Origin of the sequence: Parasphingorhabdus sp. (genome assembly GCF_036963805.1) — a bacterium.
GTDB lineage: Bacteria > Pseudomonadota > Alphaproteobacteria > Sphingomonadales > Sphingomonadaceae > Parasphingorhabdus.
Window position 1 is genome coordinate 841,024 of sequence record NZ_JBALUN010000001.1, and the last position, 21,825, is coordinate 862,848.

18 protein-coding genes are annotated in these 21,825 nt (G+C 47.2%); 6 read left to right on the forward strand and 12 right to left on the reverse strand.

Features of this window, described 5'->3' with window-relative positions; genetic code table 11:
* Nucleotides 1–781: 781 nt before the first annotated feature.
* Both V7676_RS04000 and V7676_RS04005 read right to left on the reverse strand, forming a co-directional pair.
* The gene (locus tag V7676_RS04000; protein WP_335658353.1) at nt 782–1,258 is read right to left on the reverse strand and encodes a BLUF domain-containing protein; all 477 of its coding nucleotides are present in this window, start codon (nt 1,256–1,258) and stop codon (nt 782–784) included.
* Nucleotides 1,255–3,294, reverse strand: coding sequence for a putative bifunctional diguanylate cyclase/phosphodiesterase (locus tag V7676_RS04005; RefSeq protein WP_335658354.1), 2,040 nt, complete (start codon nt 3,292–3,294; stop codon nt 1,255–1,257). The genes V7676_RS04000 and V7676_RS04005 overlap by 4 nt, the downstream gene beginning before the upstream one ends.
* Before the next feature lie 457 nt (nt 3,295–3,751).
* Between V7676_RS04005 and V7676_RS04010 the strand changes: the two genes are divergently transcribed.
* Both V7676_RS04010 and V7676_RS04015 read left to right on the forward strand, forming a co-directional pair.
* Nucleotides 3,752–4,237, forward strand: a complete 486-nt coding sequence (locus V7676_RS04010; RefSeq protein ID WP_335658355.1) for a hypothetical protein — start codon at nt 3,752–3,754, stop codon at nt 4,235–4,237.
* 70 nt (nt 4,238–4,307) lie between these two features.
* A complete protein-coding gene (locus tag V7676_RS04015) occupies nt 4,308–5,813 on the forward strand; it encodes an oligosaccharide flippase family protein (protein ID WP_335658356.1) in 1,506 nt (501 codons plus the stop codon).
* Between the two features lie 78 nt (nt 5,814–5,891).
* Here V7676_RS04015 and V7676_RS04020 read toward each other — a convergent pair whose 3' ends face one another.
* The 9 genes from V7676_RS04020 to V7676_RS04055 form a co-directional block, all read right to left on the reverse strand.
* A complete protein-coding gene (locus V7676_RS04020; RefSeq protein WP_335658357.1) occupies nt 5,892–6,164 on the reverse strand; it encodes a hypothetical protein in 273 nt (90 codons plus the stop codon).
* 79 nt (nt 6,165–6,243) lie between these two features.
* The gene (locus V7676_RS04025; RefSeq protein ID WP_335658358.1) at nt 6,244–7,935 is read right to left on the reverse strand and encodes an ABC transporter ATP-binding protein; all 1,692 of its coding nucleotides are present in this window, start codon (nt 7,933–7,935) and stop codon (nt 6,244–6,246) included.
* Between the two features lie 88 nt (nt 7,936–8,023).
* Nucleotides 8,024–8,965 carry a hypothetical protein gene (locus V7676_RS04030; RefSeq protein ID WP_335658359.1) on the reverse strand — a complete coding sequence of 314 codons (942 nt, stop codon included), beginning with the start codon at nt 8,963–8,965 and terminating at the stop codon, nt 8,024–8,026.
* A complete protein-coding gene (locus V7676_RS04035) occupies nt 8,962–10,755 on the reverse strand; it encodes an asparagine synthase-related protein (RefSeq protein ID WP_335658360.1) in 1,794 nt (597 codons plus the stop codon). The genes V7676_RS04030 and V7676_RS04035 overlap by 4 nt, the downstream gene beginning before the upstream one ends.
* A gap of 101 nt (nt 10,756–10,856) precedes the next feature.
* Nucleotides 10,857–11,264, reverse strand: coding sequence for a lasso peptide biosynthesis B2 protein (locus tag V7676_RS04040; RefSeq protein ID WP_335658361.1), 408 nt, complete (start codon nt 11,262–11,264; stop codon nt 10,857–10,859).
* Between the two features lie 22 nt (nt 11,265–11,286).
* Complete coding sequence (locus V7676_RS18835) at nt 11,287–11,565, reverse strand: PqqD family protein (RefSeq protein WP_442955392.1); 279 nt, start codon at nt 11,563–11,565, stop codon at nt 11,287–11,289.
* A gap of 124 nt (nt 11,566–11,689) precedes the next feature.
* Nucleotides 11,690–11,839, reverse strand: coding sequence for a lasso RiPP family leader peptide-containing protein (locus V7676_RS04045; RefSeq protein ID WP_335658362.1), 150 nt, complete (start codon nt 11,837–11,839; stop codon nt 11,690–11,692).
* Between the two features lie 268 nt (nt 11,840–12,107).
* The gene (locus V7676_RS04050) at nt 12,108–13,298 is read right to left on the reverse strand and encodes a nucleotidyltransferase family protein (RefSeq protein ID WP_335658363.1); all 1,191 of its coding nucleotides are present in this window, start codon (nt 13,296–13,298) and stop codon (nt 12,108–12,110) included.
* Nucleotides 13,291–14,271 (reverse strand): endonuclease/exonuclease/phosphatase family protein, encoded by a 981-nt coding sequence (locus V7676_RS04055; RefSeq protein WP_335658364.1) that lies wholly within the window; start codon nt 14,269–14,271, stop codon nt 13,291–13,293. Before V7676_RS04055 ends, V7676_RS04050 begins: the two co-directional genes overlap by 8 nt.
* 229 nt (nt 14,272–14,500) lie before the next feature.
* Between V7676_RS04055 and V7676_RS04060 the strand changes: the two genes are divergently transcribed.
* The 4 genes from V7676_RS04060 to V7676_RS04075 are packed head-to-tail and all read left to right on the forward strand — an operon-like array spanning nt 14,501 to nt 20,655.
* A complete protein-coding gene (locus V7676_RS04060) occupies nt 14,501–15,718 on the forward strand; it encodes an outer membrane beta-barrel protein (protein WP_335658365.1) in 1,218 nt (405 codons plus the stop codon).
* 49 nt (nt 15,719–15,767) lie between these two features.
* A complete protein-coding gene (locus V7676_RS04065; protein WP_335658366.1) occupies nt 15,768–18,020 on the forward strand; it encodes a GumC family protein in 2,253 nt (750 codons plus the stop codon).
* Nucleotides 18,017–19,171 carry a glycosyltransferase gene (locus V7676_RS04070; RefSeq protein ID WP_335658367.1) on the forward strand — a complete coding sequence of 385 codons (1,155 nt, stop codon included), beginning with the start codon at nt 18,017–18,019 and terminating at the stop codon, nt 19,169–19,171. The genes V7676_RS04065 and V7676_RS04070 overlap by 4 nt, the downstream gene beginning before the upstream one ends.
* On the forward strand, nt 19,168–20,655 hold the full coding sequence (locus tag V7676_RS04075; RefSeq protein ID WP_335658368.1) for a glycoside hydrolase: 1,488 nt from the start codon (nt 19,168–19,170) through the stop codon (nt 20,653–20,655). The genes V7676_RS04070 and V7676_RS04075 overlap by 4 nt, the downstream gene beginning before the upstream one ends.
* On the opposite strand, the gene V7676_RS04080 is transcribed toward V7676_RS04075, so the two are convergent.
* Complete coding sequence (locus V7676_RS04080; RefSeq protein ID WP_335658369.1) at nt 20,603–21,694, reverse strand: glycosyltransferase family 4 protein; 1,092 nt, start codon at nt 21,692–21,694, stop codon at nt 20,603–20,605. The two genes, V7676_RS04075 and V7676_RS04080, sit on opposite strands and share 53 nt — an antisense overlap.
* Nucleotides 21,695–21,825: the final 131 nt, after the last annotated feature.

Here is a 21,825-nt window from a genome sequence, read left to right on the forward strand (position 1 = left end):
AGATGGTTTTAAAGAATCTGCGGCACGCCATGGCTGCTGCTTACAACGTCAACGGGAATGCTCGAACAAATACCGAAGCTCGTGCTTTTTCTTGAAAAAGCATAAGCTCCTGAGTTCTTAAGGGGAATTCCCTATATGTATTGCAAGCTTTCGAGCGCAATGCTCCATTGAGATTGGAACAATGTTGAAGGGAAATAGGATGATTGTGTTCTTTGAAATACAGTTTCAGCTGGCTGATCGTATTTATCCTCGATACATATTATAAAAAGAATGGCGAAATAGCTGACTAGCTTAAATGAACCATGTGTACGGTGCGCCCTTCCATCTGCAAACACAGCACAAGATCGAACGCAGGGACCAGAACTTGAAGAACGGTATTCTACTAGAAAAGTGGATCGAAGCATTCGTCGAGAACGACAGAAAAGCACGCGAACAATTTGTGGGAGGCTGTATGTTGCGCAACGGCGATGCCTGCCACGGCTTGGCGTCGTTGGCGCTTGGACATTTATAAATTACTCTGCGCAGCCTATGCTGCCGATCGCTGTGCGAGGCCCTCCATTTTAATCGTCATCCAGATAGGTGCTATGGAGAACGATAATTCGAAGAAACGAGCTATACCGTTTGGCCCGCAGCAGTTTTTTAAAGCCTGCGAACTGGGCAATGCCGATGCATTTGTGAATGCCGGTGCCTACACTTGAATCCCTGGCATATGACAGTTCATACTGCGCGAATGAATTTGTAAAAGCTCACCAATATGTAAGTATAAACGCCAAAACCACGGCTAAATAGCGGTTGAATTGCGAGCGTTGCCCGCAATTGATTGATTATCAAGCAGGTTGCGCATTTGAAGCATGGCTTGGCTTGCGTTGATTCCGACCAGAAAACGGATTTCTTGCAATCCGTCCCGCAGCGCCAACGATGTGTCTTTATCCTCACAAAGACAAGCCATGTCCCAATCCTCAAATAATCGTTCGGAAACATTGATGAAGTCAATCAACCGCACATCGACGTGCCTAAAATCACAGCAAATACGTTCGAAGGTTTTTTCCACTTCGTCAGGCGGGCCTTCTAGGATTTGGATGAACGCACCATCGACGAAGACTAAGCTACCGGTCAGGTCGGACAATCGGTTATGTGCTGCAGAGCCTTCCGCTATTTTGCGAGCAGTTTGCTCCGGTCGTTCACCTGTGTGACCGATGTCGAGTGCGCTGGTATAGAGAAGCCGCGAGAATTGCTTGTGGGAGGTGAATGCGTTCATGCTGCAGCCTTGCCTTTTTCGCTGCGGAACAGGTTCTCAACGGCGGATGCGTTTATCGGTCGGCTGATCAAAAAACCTTGCACATCATTACATCCGTGCTCGGTGATAAACGCCATTTGTTCATCGGTTTCGATGCCTTCTGCCGTTATTTTCATCTGGAGACTTTCGCCAAGTTGGGCGATCGCCCGAACAATTGACGCGCTGCCAGCGTCTGTAGGCAAACGCTGCACAAAAGATTTATCGATTTTAATCCGGGTAATAGGAAAGCGGTGCAGATAACTTAGCGACGAATATCCTGTTCCGAAATCATCCAGCGAAATACGAATGCCGAATTCGCGCAGCTTGGTGAGCGTGCGCATAACAATTTCGTCATTTCCGAGCAGCGCGGTTTCGGTAATTTCAAGTTCCAGACGCGTAGCTGGCAAACCAGAATCCTCTAATGCTTGCATAACTGTCTGGGGCAAGCGCGGATCGAGCAATTGAACGGGCGAAATATTGACTGCTAGATCAAGATGCTTAGGCCACGAAGCCGCATCAAAGCAGGCTTGTTTAAGAACCCCTGCACCAATTCGCGAAATCAGTCCCAACTCTTCTGCAATCGGAATAAATTCAGATGGCTCAACTTCACCCCGTTTCGGGCAAGTCCAACGTAATAATGCTTCGGCCCCGGTAAAGGCGCCAGTGGCAGAGTCTATAATGGGTTGATAGGCGATCTTGAAGTCTTCGCGCATGCAAGCCCGGCGGAGATCAGCCTCGAGGAAACGGCGGCGTTGTATGATTTCCTGCATGGATGGTTCGAATAAGCGGTATCCGCGCTCATCCGCCCGTTTTGCAGTATATAATGCAACGTCCGTGTTCTGCACGAGCGTTTCGTGGTCATTCCCATGAGCCGGAGCGAGACTGACCCCAACGCTTGCCCCTAATTCGGCGACTTGTCCTTGTATAATAAAAGGTCGCCTCAGAATTTCGACAATCCGTCCTGCCAAAGCATGTGATTCATCTTCCGAGGTGAGCCCATAAGCAATGACTGCAAACTCGTCCCCGCCAATCCTTGCGACCATGTCCCCGTTGCGGACCGCGCGGCGCAGGCGCAAAGCAACTTTTTGAAGAACAACATCTCCAACCGGGTGGCCGAGTGTATCATTAATAGGCTTAAATCTGTCCAGATCTATCATTAGCAATGCGAACGGACGTCCATATTTATTAAGCCTGTCGCATTCGACCTCCAGGGCTTCTGCGAAGGCCCGGCGATTGGCCACTTCGGTTAATGCATCATGTAGCGCTATATATTGAAGCTGGTCCTGAGATTCCGACCTTGTCCGTCCTTCTACCAAATGGGTCGAAACTCCGGCGCCGATAATGATCAACGCGACCATCGCGATTGCCCCCGCCAATGCCGTAAAGACTTCGCTGTCAGCGCCTGCTTGCACGCCTGGAAGTGGGGCAACGGTAAAGGCTGCCATACCGGTAAAATGCAGGCTGACAATGGCCGCAACGAGCAATCCGGAAGGCAAACCGATTTTCTTCGACATACCAATTTTTCTCACTTGGTCGATGACGAGTGAGGAAAGGATAACAGCCATAAAAAGCGAAGCGATCACATATTCCGGCAACCATTTAACAATCCCGTCGGCGCGATATGCGAACATTCCAACATAATGCATCGCAGCTATCGACAATCCGATAATCCCGCCGCCCGTAAGAACAGCTATTACCCGGTTACGTGCAGAGGCGACTGACAGGCCTACTGCAGTTCCTCCAACGGCGATCAGCGCTGACAATAATGTCAGAGGTCCGTCCAGTGTTACCGGAACTTCGGGGCGGTAGCCGAGCATCGCGATAAAGTGCGTCGCCCAAATTGCTGAACCTGCGGTGACAGCGGATAGAAAGCACCACTGGTACCGTGCCGCACCTGTTTCAGTTAAGGTGCGCTGGAATAGTTTTATTGATGTTAGAGAACCGACGAAGCACATCACAGCAGCCAAAGCTACAATCCAGAGATTATGTTCGTGATATAGGCAAGTCAGTACGCGCATTAAATTTCCTAGGGTCGCCACCAAAACTAAGAGGCGAATTGCGCTTTTAGACAGCCAAAGAATAAAATTTCGTAAATGGTTAACGGCCTAATATTCCGGAAAGGCGTGCTTTTGACAAAAAGGATCCATTATTAACAACATTATGGGCAAATTTCCCTCCCCTTCCCCCTATTCGGCCGTAATAGCTCGCTCCCCCATCGTGCATGTTGCAACTGCGAACAAAAAGGCGTTACACTACTGATAGTTTCTCCCTTTTTCGGAGTCGCAATTGCATATTGCTGTTATCGATGAAAACCCTGTTCGCGCGGTTGTAATAGAATGCGGGCTTGCTCAAGCGGGTGAGAGCGATATTATTGCGTATCGTTTTACGCTTCGCCGTTCATTTTGCGCCCGAATATTATGTTTGTTGAACAGCTTTATGATGGTCCAATTAGTTTGGCGGGGAGCGTTCTGAAAGATGATTGATGAATTCGATAAGCTAGCCGCCACAATAAGAGAGAAAGCCAATGGGCGGCAAATAATCTATGTCCCAAATCCTGGAAACTTTGGTGATGGCCTTATTCGGCATGCCACCAAAGCTTTCTTTCATGACTATGATATCCCACACCTCGAAATTAATGTTGGTTTTCGTGGTGGGAAACTTGTCCTGACGCCAGCACTTATTGATAATATTCTACCCGCTAGCAATGTAGATTTGAGTTTGGGCGGCAATCACATGAGCCCGGCTGATATTTTTGTACATCGGGTTGCCCAATATGAGTGCATCAACACAGACCGTTTGCATGTTTCAATAGCGGGATGTCTTTGCAACAGGCAGGTAAATGTCGTGACAGGAAGCTATTTTAAAATTGAAGCGATCTACAATAGCAGCATGTTAGACCAATTTGAAAATGTCAGACTGTTTAAAGATGCGGAAAACCTGCTTTGTAAAACTGATGACTGATACAAAATCTTCCTGATGCTGTGCACTGAGCCGCTAGTCGCCAATAATCAAAACCAAAGGTCAACCCGCATTGTCCCGCAATAACGGCCAAGTTTCAAAAGACACCGCTTCGGCAAGCGGTATTGTTGTGCTCGCAAATCTGTTTGCGAAGCTTATAGATCTTGTAGCACTAATCGTGCTGGCACGTTTACTGACTCCAGCAGATTTTGGTCTTGTCGCAATGGCGATGACTTTAGTGCTGATTGTTGAGAAAATTTTCGATGTGCCCATTGGAACAGGTATAATCCGCGCCAAACGGGCGTCTAAAATAATCTGTGATACAGCATTCACTTTGTCGTTTCTGCGTGGAGCTTTGGTTGCTTTACTAATCATTATCCTCGGATACCCGGTTTCGGCATTTTATGGTGACCCCCGACTAATAAACTTATTCTGGGTGCTTGCATTTGCACCCGCAATTCGCGGCCTGGTCAGTCCAAGATCCTTTCTATTTCAACGGCGATTAGACTACCGACTTAGTTCGACCGGGGATTTAATTGGCAAACTTGTTGCTTTTATTGTCGGCATAAGTGTTGCGTTTACTACCAAAAGCTACTGGGCCATTGCAATAATGACGCTGTTTGCGCCGATAATCTTGACCAGTTTCTCCTATTTTTACGCACCTTATAAGCCGCGATTATCGCTGAAAAGATTCGATCAATTTTCAGATATTTTGGGATGGAGTACATTAAACCAGACTTTATCGGCGGTGAACTGGCAAGTCGATCGGCTGATTTTAGGTGGATATATTCCCGTTGGAACATTCGGTAAATATACAATGGCGGCAAATTTAGCGAGTTTACCACAACAGATTTTGATTGCTCCGATATTGCGTCCAATCAATGCATCTTTTGCCAAATTGAAAGATAAAAAACGGTTGGCGGAGGCCTATTTGAAATCCTCTCAGGCGCTAATGCTCATTGCAATGCCCGTTCTGATCGTCACCAGCATATATGCGGAAAGCATCATCAATCTGTTGTTTGACAAGAATTGGTCGGAAGCGATTTACATTCTAAGATATTTTTCCATCATCGCGTTGATAGGACTGCCAACCCACGCATATGCTCCGATTGCTATCGTTATGAGGCAGCTCAAAACGGTCTCAATCGCTAGCTCTGTGGAGCTGGTTATCAGGGTGACAATTCTCATATTGGCGATAAAAGAATATGGTATATATGGGGCTTTGACAGCAAGTGCCCTCGCAGCAGCTTGTCGTCTGATCATAATCGCCATTCTTACCAAAAAAATGCTGGCTGCGTCTATTCTAACTCAGATTTCTATCCACAAACGCAATTTCATAAATGGAAGTTTGATTGCGTGCGTCGCTACGACGATGCAATATTTCGTCATCAATGATAGCTGGCTTGCACTACTCCTATCCACCGCCGCGGGAGTATCGGTATCCTTCATTGTTTACATTTTGACGGGCTATTTACTTTGGTGCTGGGATAAGAAACCTGCTGGTCCTGAAGAAGTGATATATGGTTTAGGACGCTTCATCATGCTCAAACTATTTTGGCAAAAAAACCCTGAATTATAATCATCTAGATAGCAGCGGCCTAAGTTTTCTACGGGAATCTATTGATAATTGATCTACTCGATCAAATTACTAATTGGGTTAAAAAAGGCCAAAAAACAGGAAAATTGCTATCCAAGCGACCACGCCGACGGACAATGCGCCTAACCACCAAATCCAATTTACGCCCTTACCACTCGAACTCGTGGTCATTGTTTCCGTAATCGAAGCCTGCATGTTCTGCCCCTGTTGCGATTCAGGGCTATTTAGATCCGTACTTCTTAAATTGTCGTGAAGACCATCATGATCATGCGCATTATTTTTGGGTGCCGCTCCGCCCGACTTTGCTATAGAATTTTCCAATGAGTCATTCATGACTCAAGTTCCTCTCTAAATTGTCATGCCGTCATCGCTACCCAGTTGGCGCTTGATCTCGTAGAAACGCAAACTAACGCTAAAGTCGGTCCGCGTCTATCATTTCCCGAAGATAGCTGGAATCCTCTGTAACGGATTGAGACGCATCTCTTCCTTTTGACAGCGGTTCATCACCGAGAGAGATTACATGGTCCGCGAATCTTATCATGGTACTTCGATGGGCTATAATGACGATAGCCATCTCATGTTTTAGAGATTTAATCGCTTTGATAATTCTGTCCTCGCTTTGCCAGTCAAGCCCGCTCGTAGCTTCGTCGAGAATTAGCAATTTTGGTTGGCGTAGCAATGCACGGGCCAGAGCAATGCGCTGCCTTTCGCCTCCAGAAAGGTTAAGACCGCGATCGCCCACGGTGAACTGAAGGCCGCCGGGTTTTCTTCTAACCATGTCGTCTGCATCAGCCTGCTTCAGCACGGACCATAATTCCGTATCGGATGCTTCCGGGCTGGCGATCCTAAGGTTTTCAGCGACGGTTTCATTGAAAAGAAACGTGTCCTGAGGGACAAATGCGATATTCTCTTGCCAAGCATGTCGCTGCGACACGTCCAGTTTTTCGCCATCAACAAATATAGAACCATGGGAAGGAGAAAGCAGAGCCATGATAATATCTACCAACGTAGATTTACCGCTACCGCTCGGACCCACAATTGCGGTGATCTGCTTTGCCCTGATGCAAGCAGATATTCCTTCAAGCGCTGGTTCCGAACTACCGGGATAGGAAAAACCGAGATTGTCCAACTGGATTTCATTTTCAAAAACGATTGGACGGATATTGTCTGAAGTTGACAAAATTTCGGTATTTTCTTCGCATCTCTGTAGGAGGGCCAACATGGAGCCAATGGCACCGACGTTAGATAAAAAATCTTGTGTTAGCGTATGCAAAGCCATGATCCTTGGAGCAAGGCGCATGAAAAGAAATAGCAATGTTATTATTATCGCTAGACTTGCTGATTGTACCACCAAAGCGAAATAAATAAAGGCTGCAAGCGCTATCGACATTGATATTTGATACACGGTCGCGGTCCGTGCTCGCAGGGACATAAACGTTACGTTCTGGTTATAAATTCGATCCAAAACCTCAGACATTGACAGGAGGAGTCTCTTTTCGAGACCGAAGGTTTTTGCAGTGCGGAGCCCCTGTAGGAATGATTCAACGACCTTATACTCGCTTCGTCGATGGTTTGCGATATGCTGTCCATGTTCAAAAGATTTACGGCGCATCGGATAAGCCAACAATACTAACAATGCTCCAATTATTAGGGCCGCACTTGTCATCTGCCAGGAAATGAAAAAGGATAAGGTCGCAAAGATCATTATCATAATCAATGATTGGAAAAACTGCAGCAGCAAGTTGAGTGAAATCATCAATCGATCAACATTGGAGGTTAGGGCTTGGGACATATCGGATGTTCTATATTGGCTTATCACATCCCATCGCGTCATTGTGACCGCGCCGAACAAGCGATGTTGGAACGCCCAGACAAAACCAAATGTAACTTTGGAATTATAACGCTCCCTAAACTCTAACAAGAATGTTCGGATCACTACCAATGCTACAAATACCAAAAGTATCACCGGAAGACTCAGAGTAAGCTGGTTACCAAAAATCTCTTGAAACGGCGTGTTTGCGAGCGATAGATTAATGACCTTTTGACTAGGATCCATCAGTTTAAGTAACGGAATCAGCAAGATTATCGAAAATGCTTCACTCAAACTTCCAAGAGTCTGAAGAATTACAGCTCGAGAAAGGCTCCCTCTCTCACTGCGCCAAATTAGTGAGAGAAAGCCCCTTAAACCGGGGTCATTTCGCGCCTTGGGTCGCATCGGATGTCTCCTTAATCAAGAAGTCGGACAGCCGGTGCAGTACATCAAGGTCATCTGCAACGGTGAGGCGGCCCGCATCAATCCGGTCGGCGAGTTCGGCAGCTTTCGTAAAAAGACGCGCTGTTTCGTTGGCACGATGTGTTGCGGGGCCAAGTCTTGGAAAATAAGAAAAGCGGATCAATATATTTAAGGTTTGAACGGCAGTGTAATCCTTGATTGCATTCTCTGCCCCTCTCGACAAAGCATGCACCCGGCCCAAAATAAAAGGTCGAAATCCATGCGCCTGATTCAAACGAAAACGGGCTTTTCCGCCGGTAAACTCGCCATTATCCGGCTCCAAAACTCTACCAGAGTTTTTAGGAAAATGTCCCAAAACTGTCTGACTTAATTTCATAGTCGGAGGTCCGGGAAAAACCTTTAAGGGTTGATCTGGCTCGTTGATGATCGCTACGACATCGTCGGCTATCATGGAATATCCCGCAGCCACCAAAGCAGCAGCGGTGGTAGACTTTCCTGCCCCTTTATCCCCCAAAAAAACTTGAGCAGTGCCGTTAATAATCACGGAGCTGCCGTGAAGTATAAAATGACCCCGCCTATGCAACAGAACAGCAATAACGGGGCCGAGCAGCGGTAAGCCAATAAGGCATTCATCAAAGCCCGGTTCGAGATCGACAATTATTTCAGAATCGTTTCTTACTAAGAACCGGCCTACGCCGGTAAATTGAAACAGATCACCCTCAGAGGTAATACGAAAATCTCGAAAGCCACCGTCCGTATGTCTAATTTCCTTCAAAGGCGACCTTATTATTCGTACATCAACGTCTGAATCTTCATGATGTATTTCCTCGGCTTCGGCTAAAAGGAAATCTGATTGAATGATTAAGCCGTAAAGTTGATATATCATCTTAACATCGTTCATTCTGCCGCAGCTAGAAGAACGTCCGGTGCCGGATGACGTTCGGTTGGCACATTAACGCCAGACAGCCAGCGTGATAATATCACCGCGCGCCAAAGGCGCATCAGTCGCCAACCATCTAGTTCACCAGTGATTTTTAGATCATCCCAATCCTCTTTCAGACTGACCAGATCGGTATAGGGTGAAATGAGACTGCTTCGCCGCAAAATTGCATCGTCTACAATCTCCCTATCATCCCGCAACATTGTCATTTTCAGATGATCTGCAAAATCATGTTTATCGGTGCGTAACCGAATTTTCTCGGGAAGGATGTCCTTCATCGCCCCCCGTACGACTGATCTGGGCAAGCCATCCTTCCATTTTTCGTCCGCTTTAACTCTGACACAAAACTCGGCCAATTCCACGTCCAGAAAAGGCATGCGGATTTCGATGCCGGCGTGCGCTGCATCATGATCTGTTATTTCCAAGGCTTGCCCAAACATTGGTGACGTGAGCTTTTTCAAATGTGCGATTTGCTCCGCCGGACGAAGTTGTCCGCCGGGTTCAAATTTTATTGGATCGCGAGGTACTGGATCAGCTTTTTTGCCAAAGGCATGCTTGGGCCAACGCATTAATTTTACAAGCGCTTTTCGAGTTCCTTTACGCCAAATAAGCCTTCTGAAATGGGGGCCGGGCTTTCCGGTTATTTGCTTAATTGCGCCTAATTCTCGCCATAGACGAAGCCAGCGACCGGAGCCGGCCAGCTCTTCGAAAAGGCCTGCTCCCTCTGAGACTATTTCATCTCCGCCATGGCCATGTAATAAAATTTTTGCTTCGGTTTGATCTGCGACCGTTTGAAGCAAGTGCCGAAACACAGCGCCATTTGGACCAATGGGAGGTTGGTCCTGTTCCGTAATCATAACGTCAGCAGTTCCAAGTCCCGATACATGGCTACCGTCAACGGTCCGATGGCTAAAACTATAGCTGTCCTTTACTGCCGCGATGTATTCGGTTTCATCGGGCGTGTCGTCGTCCTTAAACGTCAATGAGAAAACGTCGATATCGGTTGGAGAAATAGCGATTTCGCCGGCCCCGATGCTTGAAACAATTGACGAAGAGTCAAGACCGCCGCTGAGCAGCGCAGCAATCGGCGGCGTTCCCCGTGTTCGCCGGTTAATCGCCTGGATGAACAGCTCACGAAACTGCTGGTGGACGTCTTTGATAGGCTTCGGCAAGTTTGGATCAAGACGCCAGTAGCGCTGAGTTTTGATCTTGCCCTCTTCTATGATAGCCGAATGCCCCGGAAGCAGCCGATACACGTCAGCGATAAAACTGCGTTCGGGTTCATCCTCATCGCAATTTCCAGCAACAAAAGCATTTATTCCCGTTAAATGGGGAATATAGGGAAGCTCCGGACGCATGGCGCGCAAGGCTTTTATTTCTGAAGCAAAAAGGAAATCATCACCCTCGATGCGATAAAATAACGGGCGTACGCCGAAATGATCACGGCACAGAAACAAATGCTGCTTGTTCACATCCCAAATTGCGATTGCGAAGTCTCCTAGAAGATATTTCGGTAAATCTGTTCCGAAATGGAGATAGGCAAGCAACAATAACCTCGTGTCACTGACACTGTCTGTCATAGGCGAAGTCATGGCTCCGCCAGCGCGAAGTTTTGCGCATAGTTGGTTGCGATTGTCGAGACGTCCATCGAAGGAAATTGCATAGCCGTCTTCATCGATCGCAAATCCGTTGCATCCGGTGTCAAAAAGGCAATGCCCGATGAAAATATGTTCATCATTATAGCACGACACCCCATCTCTTCCGCGGTGGGATATGGCATCAAGCCCTCTTTGAAGTGCTTGCGAATTGCCGCAATGCTCAGCTTTTTTTGTAAGGATGCCACATATACCGCTCATCGTTGTGGCAACTTCAAAAAAGGAGAGTAATCAGCAAGGCTTTCGCGATTGCCGCCAATTATCACCCTATTGCCGCATAACAACCACGCGTGAGCTTCGAGCTTCAGACGTTCGTTCTCTTTTACACCAACTTGAATATGGGAGGAATATCCCCGCAAGTTAAAAATCCATTGTGCTGATATTGCCTGGACCAGGCACGTAGCTTTGGGCACCATCCGGCTTGAGAAAAACACACTGAAGGCAACTCGTTGCGCCATTGCATCCGACGGCAATCTCATCGTCTGTTTTGTAGCAACTAGAGAATGCAACCTTCGATAGCCAATGGTCCATAGGCCAACACGAATGACCCAGAGCAGAGTAAACGCCAGTACTATAAGCCATTTGTCCCGCCAGATTACTTTCATACTGTGTTTTCCACTCTATGGTCTAGTTGTCACTTGACCTTATCAGGTCGGCCTCAGCGAGTTTTTTGATCAAAGCGGATATGTCATTTTTGGCAGTCAAATCATCGACCTCGAAATTGGATGTAACTTCCTGACACAAAGTTTTGATGTCGATCCCTTCGCAGAGATAGTTCCAAAGAAAGGGCCCTATGCCATCAAGAGAAAAGTAGACGTTCCTGTTTGTATCTAACAGCGCGACGCTTCCTTTAAGTTCACAATAGACAACGCTTTTATTCGCCACCCATTTGGATTTATCTGACATTATTTATACGCTAACTATTTAAAAGTGTGCGACACCTTAAAAAGCAAAAAATGGGGGGCGAGCGTGCCCCGCCCTCCAAACATTGATGATAACTCCTTAAGCAAGGTCATACATTTCCTGAATCTCAGGAGAAGGTAAGGTCTGTTATAAGAGTACCAACCGGGAAAGACGCGTCAAGCGCCGAGCCCGTTGAGCTTCCGAGCGTTACTTCTTCGAAAGAACCAACTTCGGTCAAATCTGGCTTGATATAAGCCATCTTCTCGGACGTATTCATAAAATAACCTCCGTTCGTTGTGGTAAAAGTGATTTTTTACCACTGCTGAGTGTTTCATGATTCATTAGCGGTGTCAATATGCTGCAGCGCACCATTTGTTGCATATGCGAGAACGGGACCCGCGCACCTTAAGCGCGGAATAACTATATGATATATATATAATATAGTTATTCCGTTCGACAATTATCCGTGAAAAAAGCTATGGAGAGCTACTGTGCTTTTGCAATATATGCCAATGATTATCCGTAAAATTTTGCAAATTTTCGAATCAAAAGTGCCTTCCAATCCATTCAGACGGACGGCTCAGCCAAACCGGCATTTTGTTGCTTGTCGGTTGCCCTTCTCTGGACATATCGGTGAGGTCGTATTTCATCTCAGATAGAAGATATGCAGGATTTGCCCAAAGCAAATAATGACTAAGGTTTTTCAACGTCGTCCCAAAACGCGTATCCTCTAATTCTGTAGTGCCCTCTCCACAGATACTGTTAATCGCAATTCGCGCTAGGAAGGAAGACCGTTTTCTAGCCTTTTGTATCGTGGCGGGATGTTCCGGAAAGGCCTCTCCGAGAAAATGCTCGCACAATTGGTTTGCCGTGCCTACCGCACGGTCGAAAGGCCTGTTTAGTTCGATTTGACTTACAGTTTGATCGGTAGTGGAAATTTCAAATTGGCTATTTAATATCGCGAAATCGATCAGCCACTTCAATCGTGACCACCCATGAAGTATCCCATGCATGGCAAGATAAGTGATTAAATGATCTGATCGCAATGACCGCACCTTCAGTTGCGAAAAAAGGTTCACATCTTCCGGCTCAGAAAGCAGGATTGGATGACACAGATGGTGATTATCAAAAAGACGATAGTGCATTTCAAGGACTATCCGATTTTTTGGATGAAAATACACACAGTCTTTGTGGTTTTTTTTCCATACAGAAAAGTCTGAAATGCTTGTACCGGCTTCGGGTTCAACGCGAACATAGCCTAATGAACAGAGTACAGCGTCGCTAGGATCCAATTCCGCCTCGTTAATAAGCAAATCGATATCCCGGTTTGTTCGTTTCCCCATAGCATTGAAACATATTTGCGAAAGTGCGAGCCCTTTTAATAGAGTAGGCGCAACTCCAATATCAGCTAAGGCACAATATAGTCTCTTGAGTTCTGCTAGTGCGGCCAGTTCGGAAAATGCGGCTCTATCAATTTCGCCTTGCAAACTATCTATCGCATCCGCTTCGATTTCCAGTGATGATCCTCTAAACCAATTAAATTCTCTAGCCCGATTTGCCAAAAGCGGCATCACCCGATGGCGTTCAGCAAAACGCGTTACCAAAGGCCAGTTCGGTTTTCCATTTTGTAACAATCGCGCGGTTAAAACATCACCAAACTTAAAAAGCCTTGGGTTTATCATCAAGACAAGCGTCACAAAAGCCGGATCGAAACGCTGTGGGTTGGTGTCAATCATCGCAAGTGCCAATCCAGAATTCTGTGATGACTGGTAAATGATCTGATCCAAGTGGTGGTCCGACGCTGGTTGATATTATGTTTACGCAATCCCCTGCATATACCTGATCTAATGCCAATAGCGGCCGCATAGCGTCTATTGCCGACCATGTCGGTGCGGCACCTGAGGCCAGTCTTAGGCGCATATTTGCGGCGAGATTCTGCATCGAAAAACTCCACGGTACATTGTTAAAATCCCCAACCAAAAGCCTTCTACCATCAAAGATATCAGTATTTGAAACCAGTTCATTAATATATTTGCGTGGCTCGCCGAGCGGCCAAGGGTGTGGCAGGTGGACTGCGGTTAGTGACAAGGGTGAATCGCCTACCCATATTTTTGCAGTCACCGCTGAGAGCGCCTTTCGATTTTCAGTATCCCCCACCCCATGATATTTAACTTCGATGGCTGGACTTTTAAGTAAAATGACCGTGGAGCACGCACCATCTCCTCGACAATCATATTGGACGGGAAATTGGCGGGCTAGTAATTTTGCAACCTTCGCTCCTTCGCGATCTGATTCCAAAAGCACGATAGCATCAGGCGCTTGTTTGATTATCCACTGAGCAGCTTTAGCTGGGCTGCTATTATTCTTGTTCAAGTTAAAGCTAATAATTTTTAATATGGTGTTTTCATGGGTATTATTTTCCAGCTCGGTTTTTACCAAAAAAGGCTGGATTAGTAATATTAAAAACGCAAAGTAGCCGCAAAATAACCCCGCCTCAAATATCATTTTTGCTGAGAAACCTCGAGCACGATAGCCTTTAAACGCGATCAACAGGGAAGCAATTAACCCAACAGGAATCCAGAGCGGTGCAGCGATGTTGAGCGAGTCAGCTAAGGAGATATCGACACCAAAAATACCAATTAATGGCAGTGCGGCCAAAATTGATAGCATCGCAAAATGTGAAGCAACACGAAGCTTTTTTTGGGCCAATACAGACTATATCCTTTTCCAACCTAAGCAACTTTTGCATGATGGCGGAAAATATTGTGCGTTGCAACAATCAAAAAATTGTGCAAGATTTCATCTGTAGTTAACCAAAAGCAGAGGAAACTCAGTGAGCTTTGGTCGTAATATAGTATTGAAAAGACAAGAGATTAAATGGAAGTCGAGGGCCTCTCTCAATAGGTTCTGGCAACTACCAGCAATGGTATTCGTCTCAATGCTCGTCGAGTCTCATGTTGCATTTGCTCAACAATCTATTCTCACCGAACCTGAAGATGTAGCGGGCAATCGGTCCCAGCCTGACTATGATCCTATGGGGATCAAGCTTGGGAGCTTTGTACTTCGCCCCACTTTAAGCATCTCTCCAGATTTTAATTCAAATATCTTTACGCAAAAAGACGATGCCAAATCTGACGCGAGCGTTACGATTACACCTACCATTACCGCCGCGCTTAAGAGGCCCGGCCAGTCTTTTGCTGTTACCGGACGGATGAAAGCCCGCCGCTATGCCAACTTCAATGGCCAGAATTATGAAGAATATCGGTTGGACACGTCTGGCTTTGCTGAGTTACCCGAGGCCATAACATTAGCTGCCAATGTCGGATGGTCAGAATCGACAACCTCGCGCGGCAGCTTCGAAAATGATCTCCAGATCGGGTCCCCCTTAAAGAAGCGCGATTTTAGTTCATCCCTGTTCTTAAAAAAACGGTTTAACCGCTTATCGATCGATGGGGCATTTACGGCATCGAAATTCACCTATGGCGATGTCCGCCTCGATTCCGGCGTAGTGATTGATCAGGGTTTTCGCGATGGCCATAGAATTGGCGGAAGAGTGGGTGCCGCTTTTGGCATCAGCCCATTGCTATCGTTTCAGGTCAAGGGAAGTTACGATAGTTTTGACTATAATGAACCGCGAGCCTTGTTTGATCGTGATGCCCATAGTTATTCCCTGACTGCAGGGTTACGCTACGAACTCACGCGGTTATTAGTCGCCGAAATTAATGCCGGGCTTAGACGGCACAAATTCAAGAATTCGACCTTTCCAGATATTGAAGGACTGGCATTATCGGCACAACTTCGCTGGTATCCAACGCCTCTGGTGAGCGTGCGCATGGACCTTGATCAGTCCACCACGACTAGTAGCTTTGACTCTGTCAGCGCCGTTACTGTAACTAATTTTAAACTGGGCGCCGACTATGAATATCGACGCAATGTTGTTCTCAGCGCAGAGATTCAAGGCTCCCTGGAAGAATATCAGGGTATAGAAGCCGCCGCAAAACGGGTTTCGATTACAGGGCGTGCCGAATGGAAATTAAATCGGCGTTTCTCGCTTAGAGGTTACAGCAGCTTCGATATCCGAACCGGATCGGGGTCACCGTTAGTCCCTTCATACAACGCCTTCAAAGCTGGCGGTAGCGTGGTTCTAGCAATATGACCACTTCACTCCCGCAACAAGTCGGCATGGCTCTAACAAGGCTTGAAATATGACACCCCCCAATGTCTTCTCCGATCATAATCCTAATGTGGCCTTAGTCGGGCACGGCTCCGATATCGTCGAACCTATTCCGCAAAATAACGATGATCGCCTGAATTTAGGAATAATTCGAAACATTTTACGCCGCCGTTTATGGTTGCTCTTGTCAATCACCGCTTTCATTATCGGTTTTGGCATCATCGTCACTTTACTGCAGCCAAAGATTTATACAGCAAACGCTGTGGTGCAGTTGACGGGTTCCAATCGAGAGCTTGCCGCCAAAGTCGGCAATGAAACGGAACCAGTGATGGCCGGCGATGCGGATGTCAGTACGCAAATCCAAGTGGTGGGGTCTCTCAAAATGGCCCGTCAAATCGTCGAAAAATACAAACTTGCCGAGAATTTTATTTTCAACCCATACACAAATCCACCTAAATCAGCTCTGATGAAGCTAATTGGCGGGAGGCCGGAAGCAATTGATATCCGGAAACTATCAGTGGATGAGAGAAGCGATATGGACGACAAGCTTGTCCAATATCTTCGCAGCGGACTTGGCGCGGCCCGAATTGGAACATCTTATTCAATTGGCATTTCCTATCGTCATCACAACCCTGAAATTGCGGCGATGTTGGCCAATGCCTATGTGACGGAATATGCAGAATCCCAGGTCACTGAGAAAAAGTCGGCAACTTCCGAAGCGACTGGTTTCCTGAGAACCAAGGTCGAAGAATTGCGCGCCGCCGCAACGGCTGATTTTGCTGCTGTTCAAAATTACCGGGTAGGTCATGGACTGTTAAGCACATCGGGCGCGTCGCTCACCGAACAAGATATATCAGTATATAACCAGCAAACGGCAACCGCAAAAGCAGAGGCCGCAGCCGATCGCGCTCGGCTAAACACGGCACGGCGACAATTGACCAGCGGGTCCAAGGGAGATGATGTTGGAGAAGCTCTGGAATCTTCAGTTGTCTCGTCGCTCAGAAGTCAAAGAGGACAATTGATTGTCAAAGTGGCTGATTTGCGAACAAGATATGGCACCAGACATCCCGAGCTACAACGCGCCCAGCAGGAATTGGGAGACCTTGACCAGCAGATTCAAGAAGAAATAGACCGTGTTATTTCGAATCTTGAGGCACGCGCGAATGTTTCGGAACAGCGACTTGCATCACTGACCGGAACTTTGGGTTCGGCAAAAGGCACTTTGGTCCACAACAACAAGGCCATGGTTGCATTGGATGACCTTGAGCGCCGGGCAGAAGCATCTCAGGGCTTGTATGAATCCTATCTGGCCCGCTATCGGGAAACGCTTGCCAGCAGCGGAACAGAGCGCTCTGACGCCCGCATACTTACTTTGGCAGAAGCCCCAAATTTTCCGAGTAGCCCCAATATATTCCTCAATATATTATTTGCTTGTCTCGTCGGCCTAGGATTAGGTCTGCTCGCGGCATTTATAACCGAAATGCAATTTCGCGGACTTACTACCGGAAGCGATGTTGAGCGAAGAACCGGACTTCCGTTTTTAGGCATATCACCCGAAAATAGTTCGCTAAAACACCGCGCGGAAACAGCCCTCGAAACCGTTTCACAATATCCCAATTCGGTTTTGGCTGAGTCAATGCGCAGTATCTATTCTTCGGTTCATATGTCTATGAATGACCGAGGCCAGGTTTTGGCCATTTCATCTGCCGTTCCTGATGAGGGAAAAAGTATCCTCTCCTCTCTATTGGGCCTGACCGCTGCGGCAATTGGCACAAGAACAATAATCGTGGATTGCGATATTTTTCGTCATGGGCTGTCACGCAATTTTAGCTTGGAAGGAGGTTCTGGAATATTGGAGGTTGCTTCCGGTAAAAGCAGCTTAGATGAGGCGCTTAGAACCGTTCCTGACAGCACGCTTTCGATTTTACCTATTATATCGCGTGGCGGAGAGGGTGATCGACTGACCAATAACGGAGCAATACAGGCAATAGTTGCCCAGCTAAAAGAGCGCTTCGATCTCGTTATTCTGGATTGTCCACCGCTGCTTGCTATTGCGGAGGCACGGGAAATTGCTGCGCTTGCTGATGGGGTCATATTAGCGGCGCGTTGGCGAAGCACATCTGACGACGCAATCCGCTCGGCAGCACGTCTTCTTCCTCCCAAACTCAACAACTATATCGGCGTTGTTTTGACCCGCGTTAATCTGAAAAAGCAAAGTCGGTATGCACCAGACGATGCGACGAGCTATTATTCTCATTATCAAAAATATGCGGCCGTCGCATGACATCACCGCGAACCGCGATCGTTCATTATTGGCTCGTCTCTATGCGCGGCGGAGAACGGGTTTTGGAGCGGCTTTTAAAGCTGTATCCCGGTGCCGATATAATCACTCATGTTTACAATCCAGAGGCGGTGTCAGGGTTCATACGGTCCCATAGAGTCCGAACAACATTTATCAACAAACTACCGGGTGCCCAGCGCCATTATCAAAAATATCTTCCTCTAATGCCATTGGCGCTCGAGGAGATAGATATGCGAGGCTATGATCTCGTAATCAGCAGCGAATCTGGTCCAGCCAAGGGGATAATCGTTCCGCCAGATGCATTTCATATGTGCTATTGTCACTCACCCATGCGGTATCTGTGGGATCATTATCATCAATATAAATTGACCGGCGGTCGATTTACAAAACTGGCCATGCCCCTGCTAATGCATCGTCTGCGCCAATGGGATATCAGCTCTGCGCAACGCGTGGATAGTATTGTGGCGAACAGTAATTTTATTGCTCGCCGGGTAAAAAAAAGCTGGGGCCGACAAGCGGATGTTGTGCATCCCCCCATTGAGGTCTCGCTTTTTCGCAAGAGTGATGACGTGCAAAATCAATATCTCTGGGTGGGACAAATGACACCGTATAAACGAGCGGATATTGTCGTAGATGCTTTCACCAAGCTGGGCCTGCCGCTTTTGATGGTTGGTACAGGGGAATTGGCAGGCGATATTGCGAAACGCGCCGGCCCTAACATCAAGATATTAGAACGACTAGACTTTGCTGATCTTCGGAAAGCATATGCGGAATGCCGGGCGCTGATATTCCCGCCGGAAGAAGATTTTGGGATCGTGCCAGTCGAGGCCAATGCTGCCGGTCGACCGGTTATTGCTTATGGCCGCGGCGGAATTCGTGATTCCATCATTCCGGATCATACCGGACTTTTTTTTGAAGAGCAGCACCCGGATGCGTTGATCGACGCTGTCGAGAGATTTGAACAATGGTTGCCGCAATTTAATCCAGATGTTGCCGTCCAAAATGCAGAACGCTTCGCGCCTGAAATATTTGATGCAAAGGTCAAAAAGATTATTTCTGCGGGTATCGGTTTAAGCAATAGTCAAAGCGGCGGAGAAACCGATGGGATTGTTGAACGAGCCTCCGTGTTATGACACCTACTGTTATCGGTTTGGGGGTGTTCATTTTAGGCATATGGTTATTGTACAAGGGCGACATTCTGGTGTTGCTTTGTGCGATGTTATTGCTGGGTCTTTTGGAAGGTTCGGCTGCGGTCGTTTTACCTGCCATCGGCGGATCATCGATACCGCCCGACCGCATAATGTTAGGATTTCTGGCCGTTGCAAGCCTGAATCTAATTAAAGATCGCTCGGAGCTTGGCAAAGACGCGATCGTCGAAAACTGTTGGCTGGTGCTCTTTTGTGCTTATGGTTTCATCAGCGCATTTTTTTTACCCCGCATCTTTCAAGGACAGATTGATGTAGTCCCACTGCGTCCAGCCGGTTTGCGCAGTTTATTTGATGTATTTCCGCTTGCATTTTCATCTCAAAATATCACAACAGCAGTTTATCTGATTGGGACTGGTCTAGCAGCAATTTTTAGTTATGTCGCCGTACGACGGGCTAGTGATGTTACGCCGTTAGTGACTATTGCCATTGTGACCACACTTAGTCACGCGGCTTTAGGGGTATTAGAGGCTGTTCTGCGCGGAACACCTTGGGATATGGTGGTCGATTTTTTTCGCAACGGCTCGTATGCGCAGCTAAGTCAACAAACGAGTTCATTCATCCGAATTTCAGGGTTTATGGCTGAGCCATCTAATTTTGCCGACTTTGGCATCGTCTGGATGATCTTTGTGTTTGAATTATGGCTGAGAAATATCAAGCCGTTTTGGACCGGTATTGCCGCCAGTGTCATGGCGCTTACCTTGATATTATCGACTTCATCTACCGCATATCTTGGCATAGCCGGTTATGCAGCTGTGCTGTTAGCTCGATTTGCTACCTTTCCTAAATATTTGCGAACGGACAAGATGCTATTGTTGGTCGGGGCGGCACTGGCAGTGGTGGTTTTACTAATGTCGGCGATAATATTCTCAAGTGAATTTGCAAAAGAATTTCAATCGATGATCCTCGAGATGACGTTGGAGAAAACCGATTCAGATTCTGGGCAACAGCGCTCGTTTTGGGCGCTTCAGGGCCTCGAAGCATTTAAGATTTCCTATGGACTGGGCATAGGCGCTGGCAGTTTTCGTTCCTCCAGTATTGCAACTGCGATATTAGGCGGCATGGGTGTAATCGGGATAATTTGTTTCGGCGGCTATTTACTGAAGCTTTTTCAAACGGCCCATGTTTCTGGTGATATAGAAGGATCGGGTTCGGTTCAATCCGCGCTTACGAGTGCAGCTTGCTGGAGCGCGATCGCCGGACTAATTCCTGCATTATTTACTCAAGCTTCCCCCGACCCTGGGATGCAATTTTCCATATTGGCTGGCATAGCTATTGCCCTTAAACACCAGCTGATTGCAAACCGGGGTCAATCTCAACCCGTCATCATCGCAAATCGACCCGTAACGGTGGATCAAGCTAAAGCGCCAACAAATACTCCACCATCTGGCTGGCGGCACGTTTCCAAGTAAACGCAGCCGACTGCGATAGTCCGGCAGCCCGTATTTTCGCCAAATAGCTACCATCCGAACTCATCAATGATATTGCATTTACCCAGGCATCCAGATCGTCCGCGCCCGCATAGATGGCTCCATCACCACAAACTTGCGGCAATGCGCCTTCGGGCGCTACGATTGCTGGACAGCCGGTAGTCATGGCTTCCAGAGGTGGCAATCCGAAACCTTCCGTTCGTGAAGGAAACGCGAGGCATAAAGCATTCGCATATAAAGACCTCAATTCCCCGTCACTCACCCTGCCCGCGAAAATGACATTAGACGGCACTAAATGACCTGCAGATTGAAACATATCCCTCGTCGCTGACCCAAAAAGAACAAGCTTCAAATTTTGTAATTCAGGCCGGGAAAAGACTTTCAGCAGTAAGCCAATATTCTTGTGCGGTTGGATATTGGCCAAGGCAACGGCAAAACCATTTCGTTCAAGTTCCAACTCCGACAGTATTTCGTCATCAGCTGCAGTCTCAAGCACATGATCGACACCGTTTAAAATCACCTTCGTTTTATCGCGATTGGCCACTTTATATTGGTCGAGCTGCTCACGCGAATAATCGGAAACCGTCAAAATGCGGCGGTGTCTCTTACCGCATATCGGTTGATGAAAATGATACCAGAGCCGGAACATCGGGCTGTAACTGTCCGGAGCAATATGGACTTGAGCGTCATGAAACATTGTAACGGCGTTCCGGGATAAAACCGGACCAACATTACAAAGACTTAATAGCGTCCGGCCTCCCGCATGAAGCGGCAGAGTAAGCTGCTCCCATGCAATGCCCGTAAACGGACCGACTATTCTATATGGCAAGCCTAAACGCTCAGCATTTTCCATACCGTCCGAGGGCACCAATAATTCAAGTTGCAGTTGCTCACTCATATGGTGGTCTGCATCGATAATAGCATAGGCATTGCGAATTAACTCTTCGGCAACCCGGTGGACTCCCGTTGGTTCAGCAGACAGGAATTTACCATTTATAGCTATTTTCTTGGGATGAAGCATAGGGCTAGTCTCCGCTAGGTAGAATCACATTGTCCAAAGCCAGGCTACATTATTTTATTGCTGCAACTGCGAAATAATGCAACAATTGAGATCTATTTTATGATGGTTTCTGGTTGAGCTATTGCCAATGC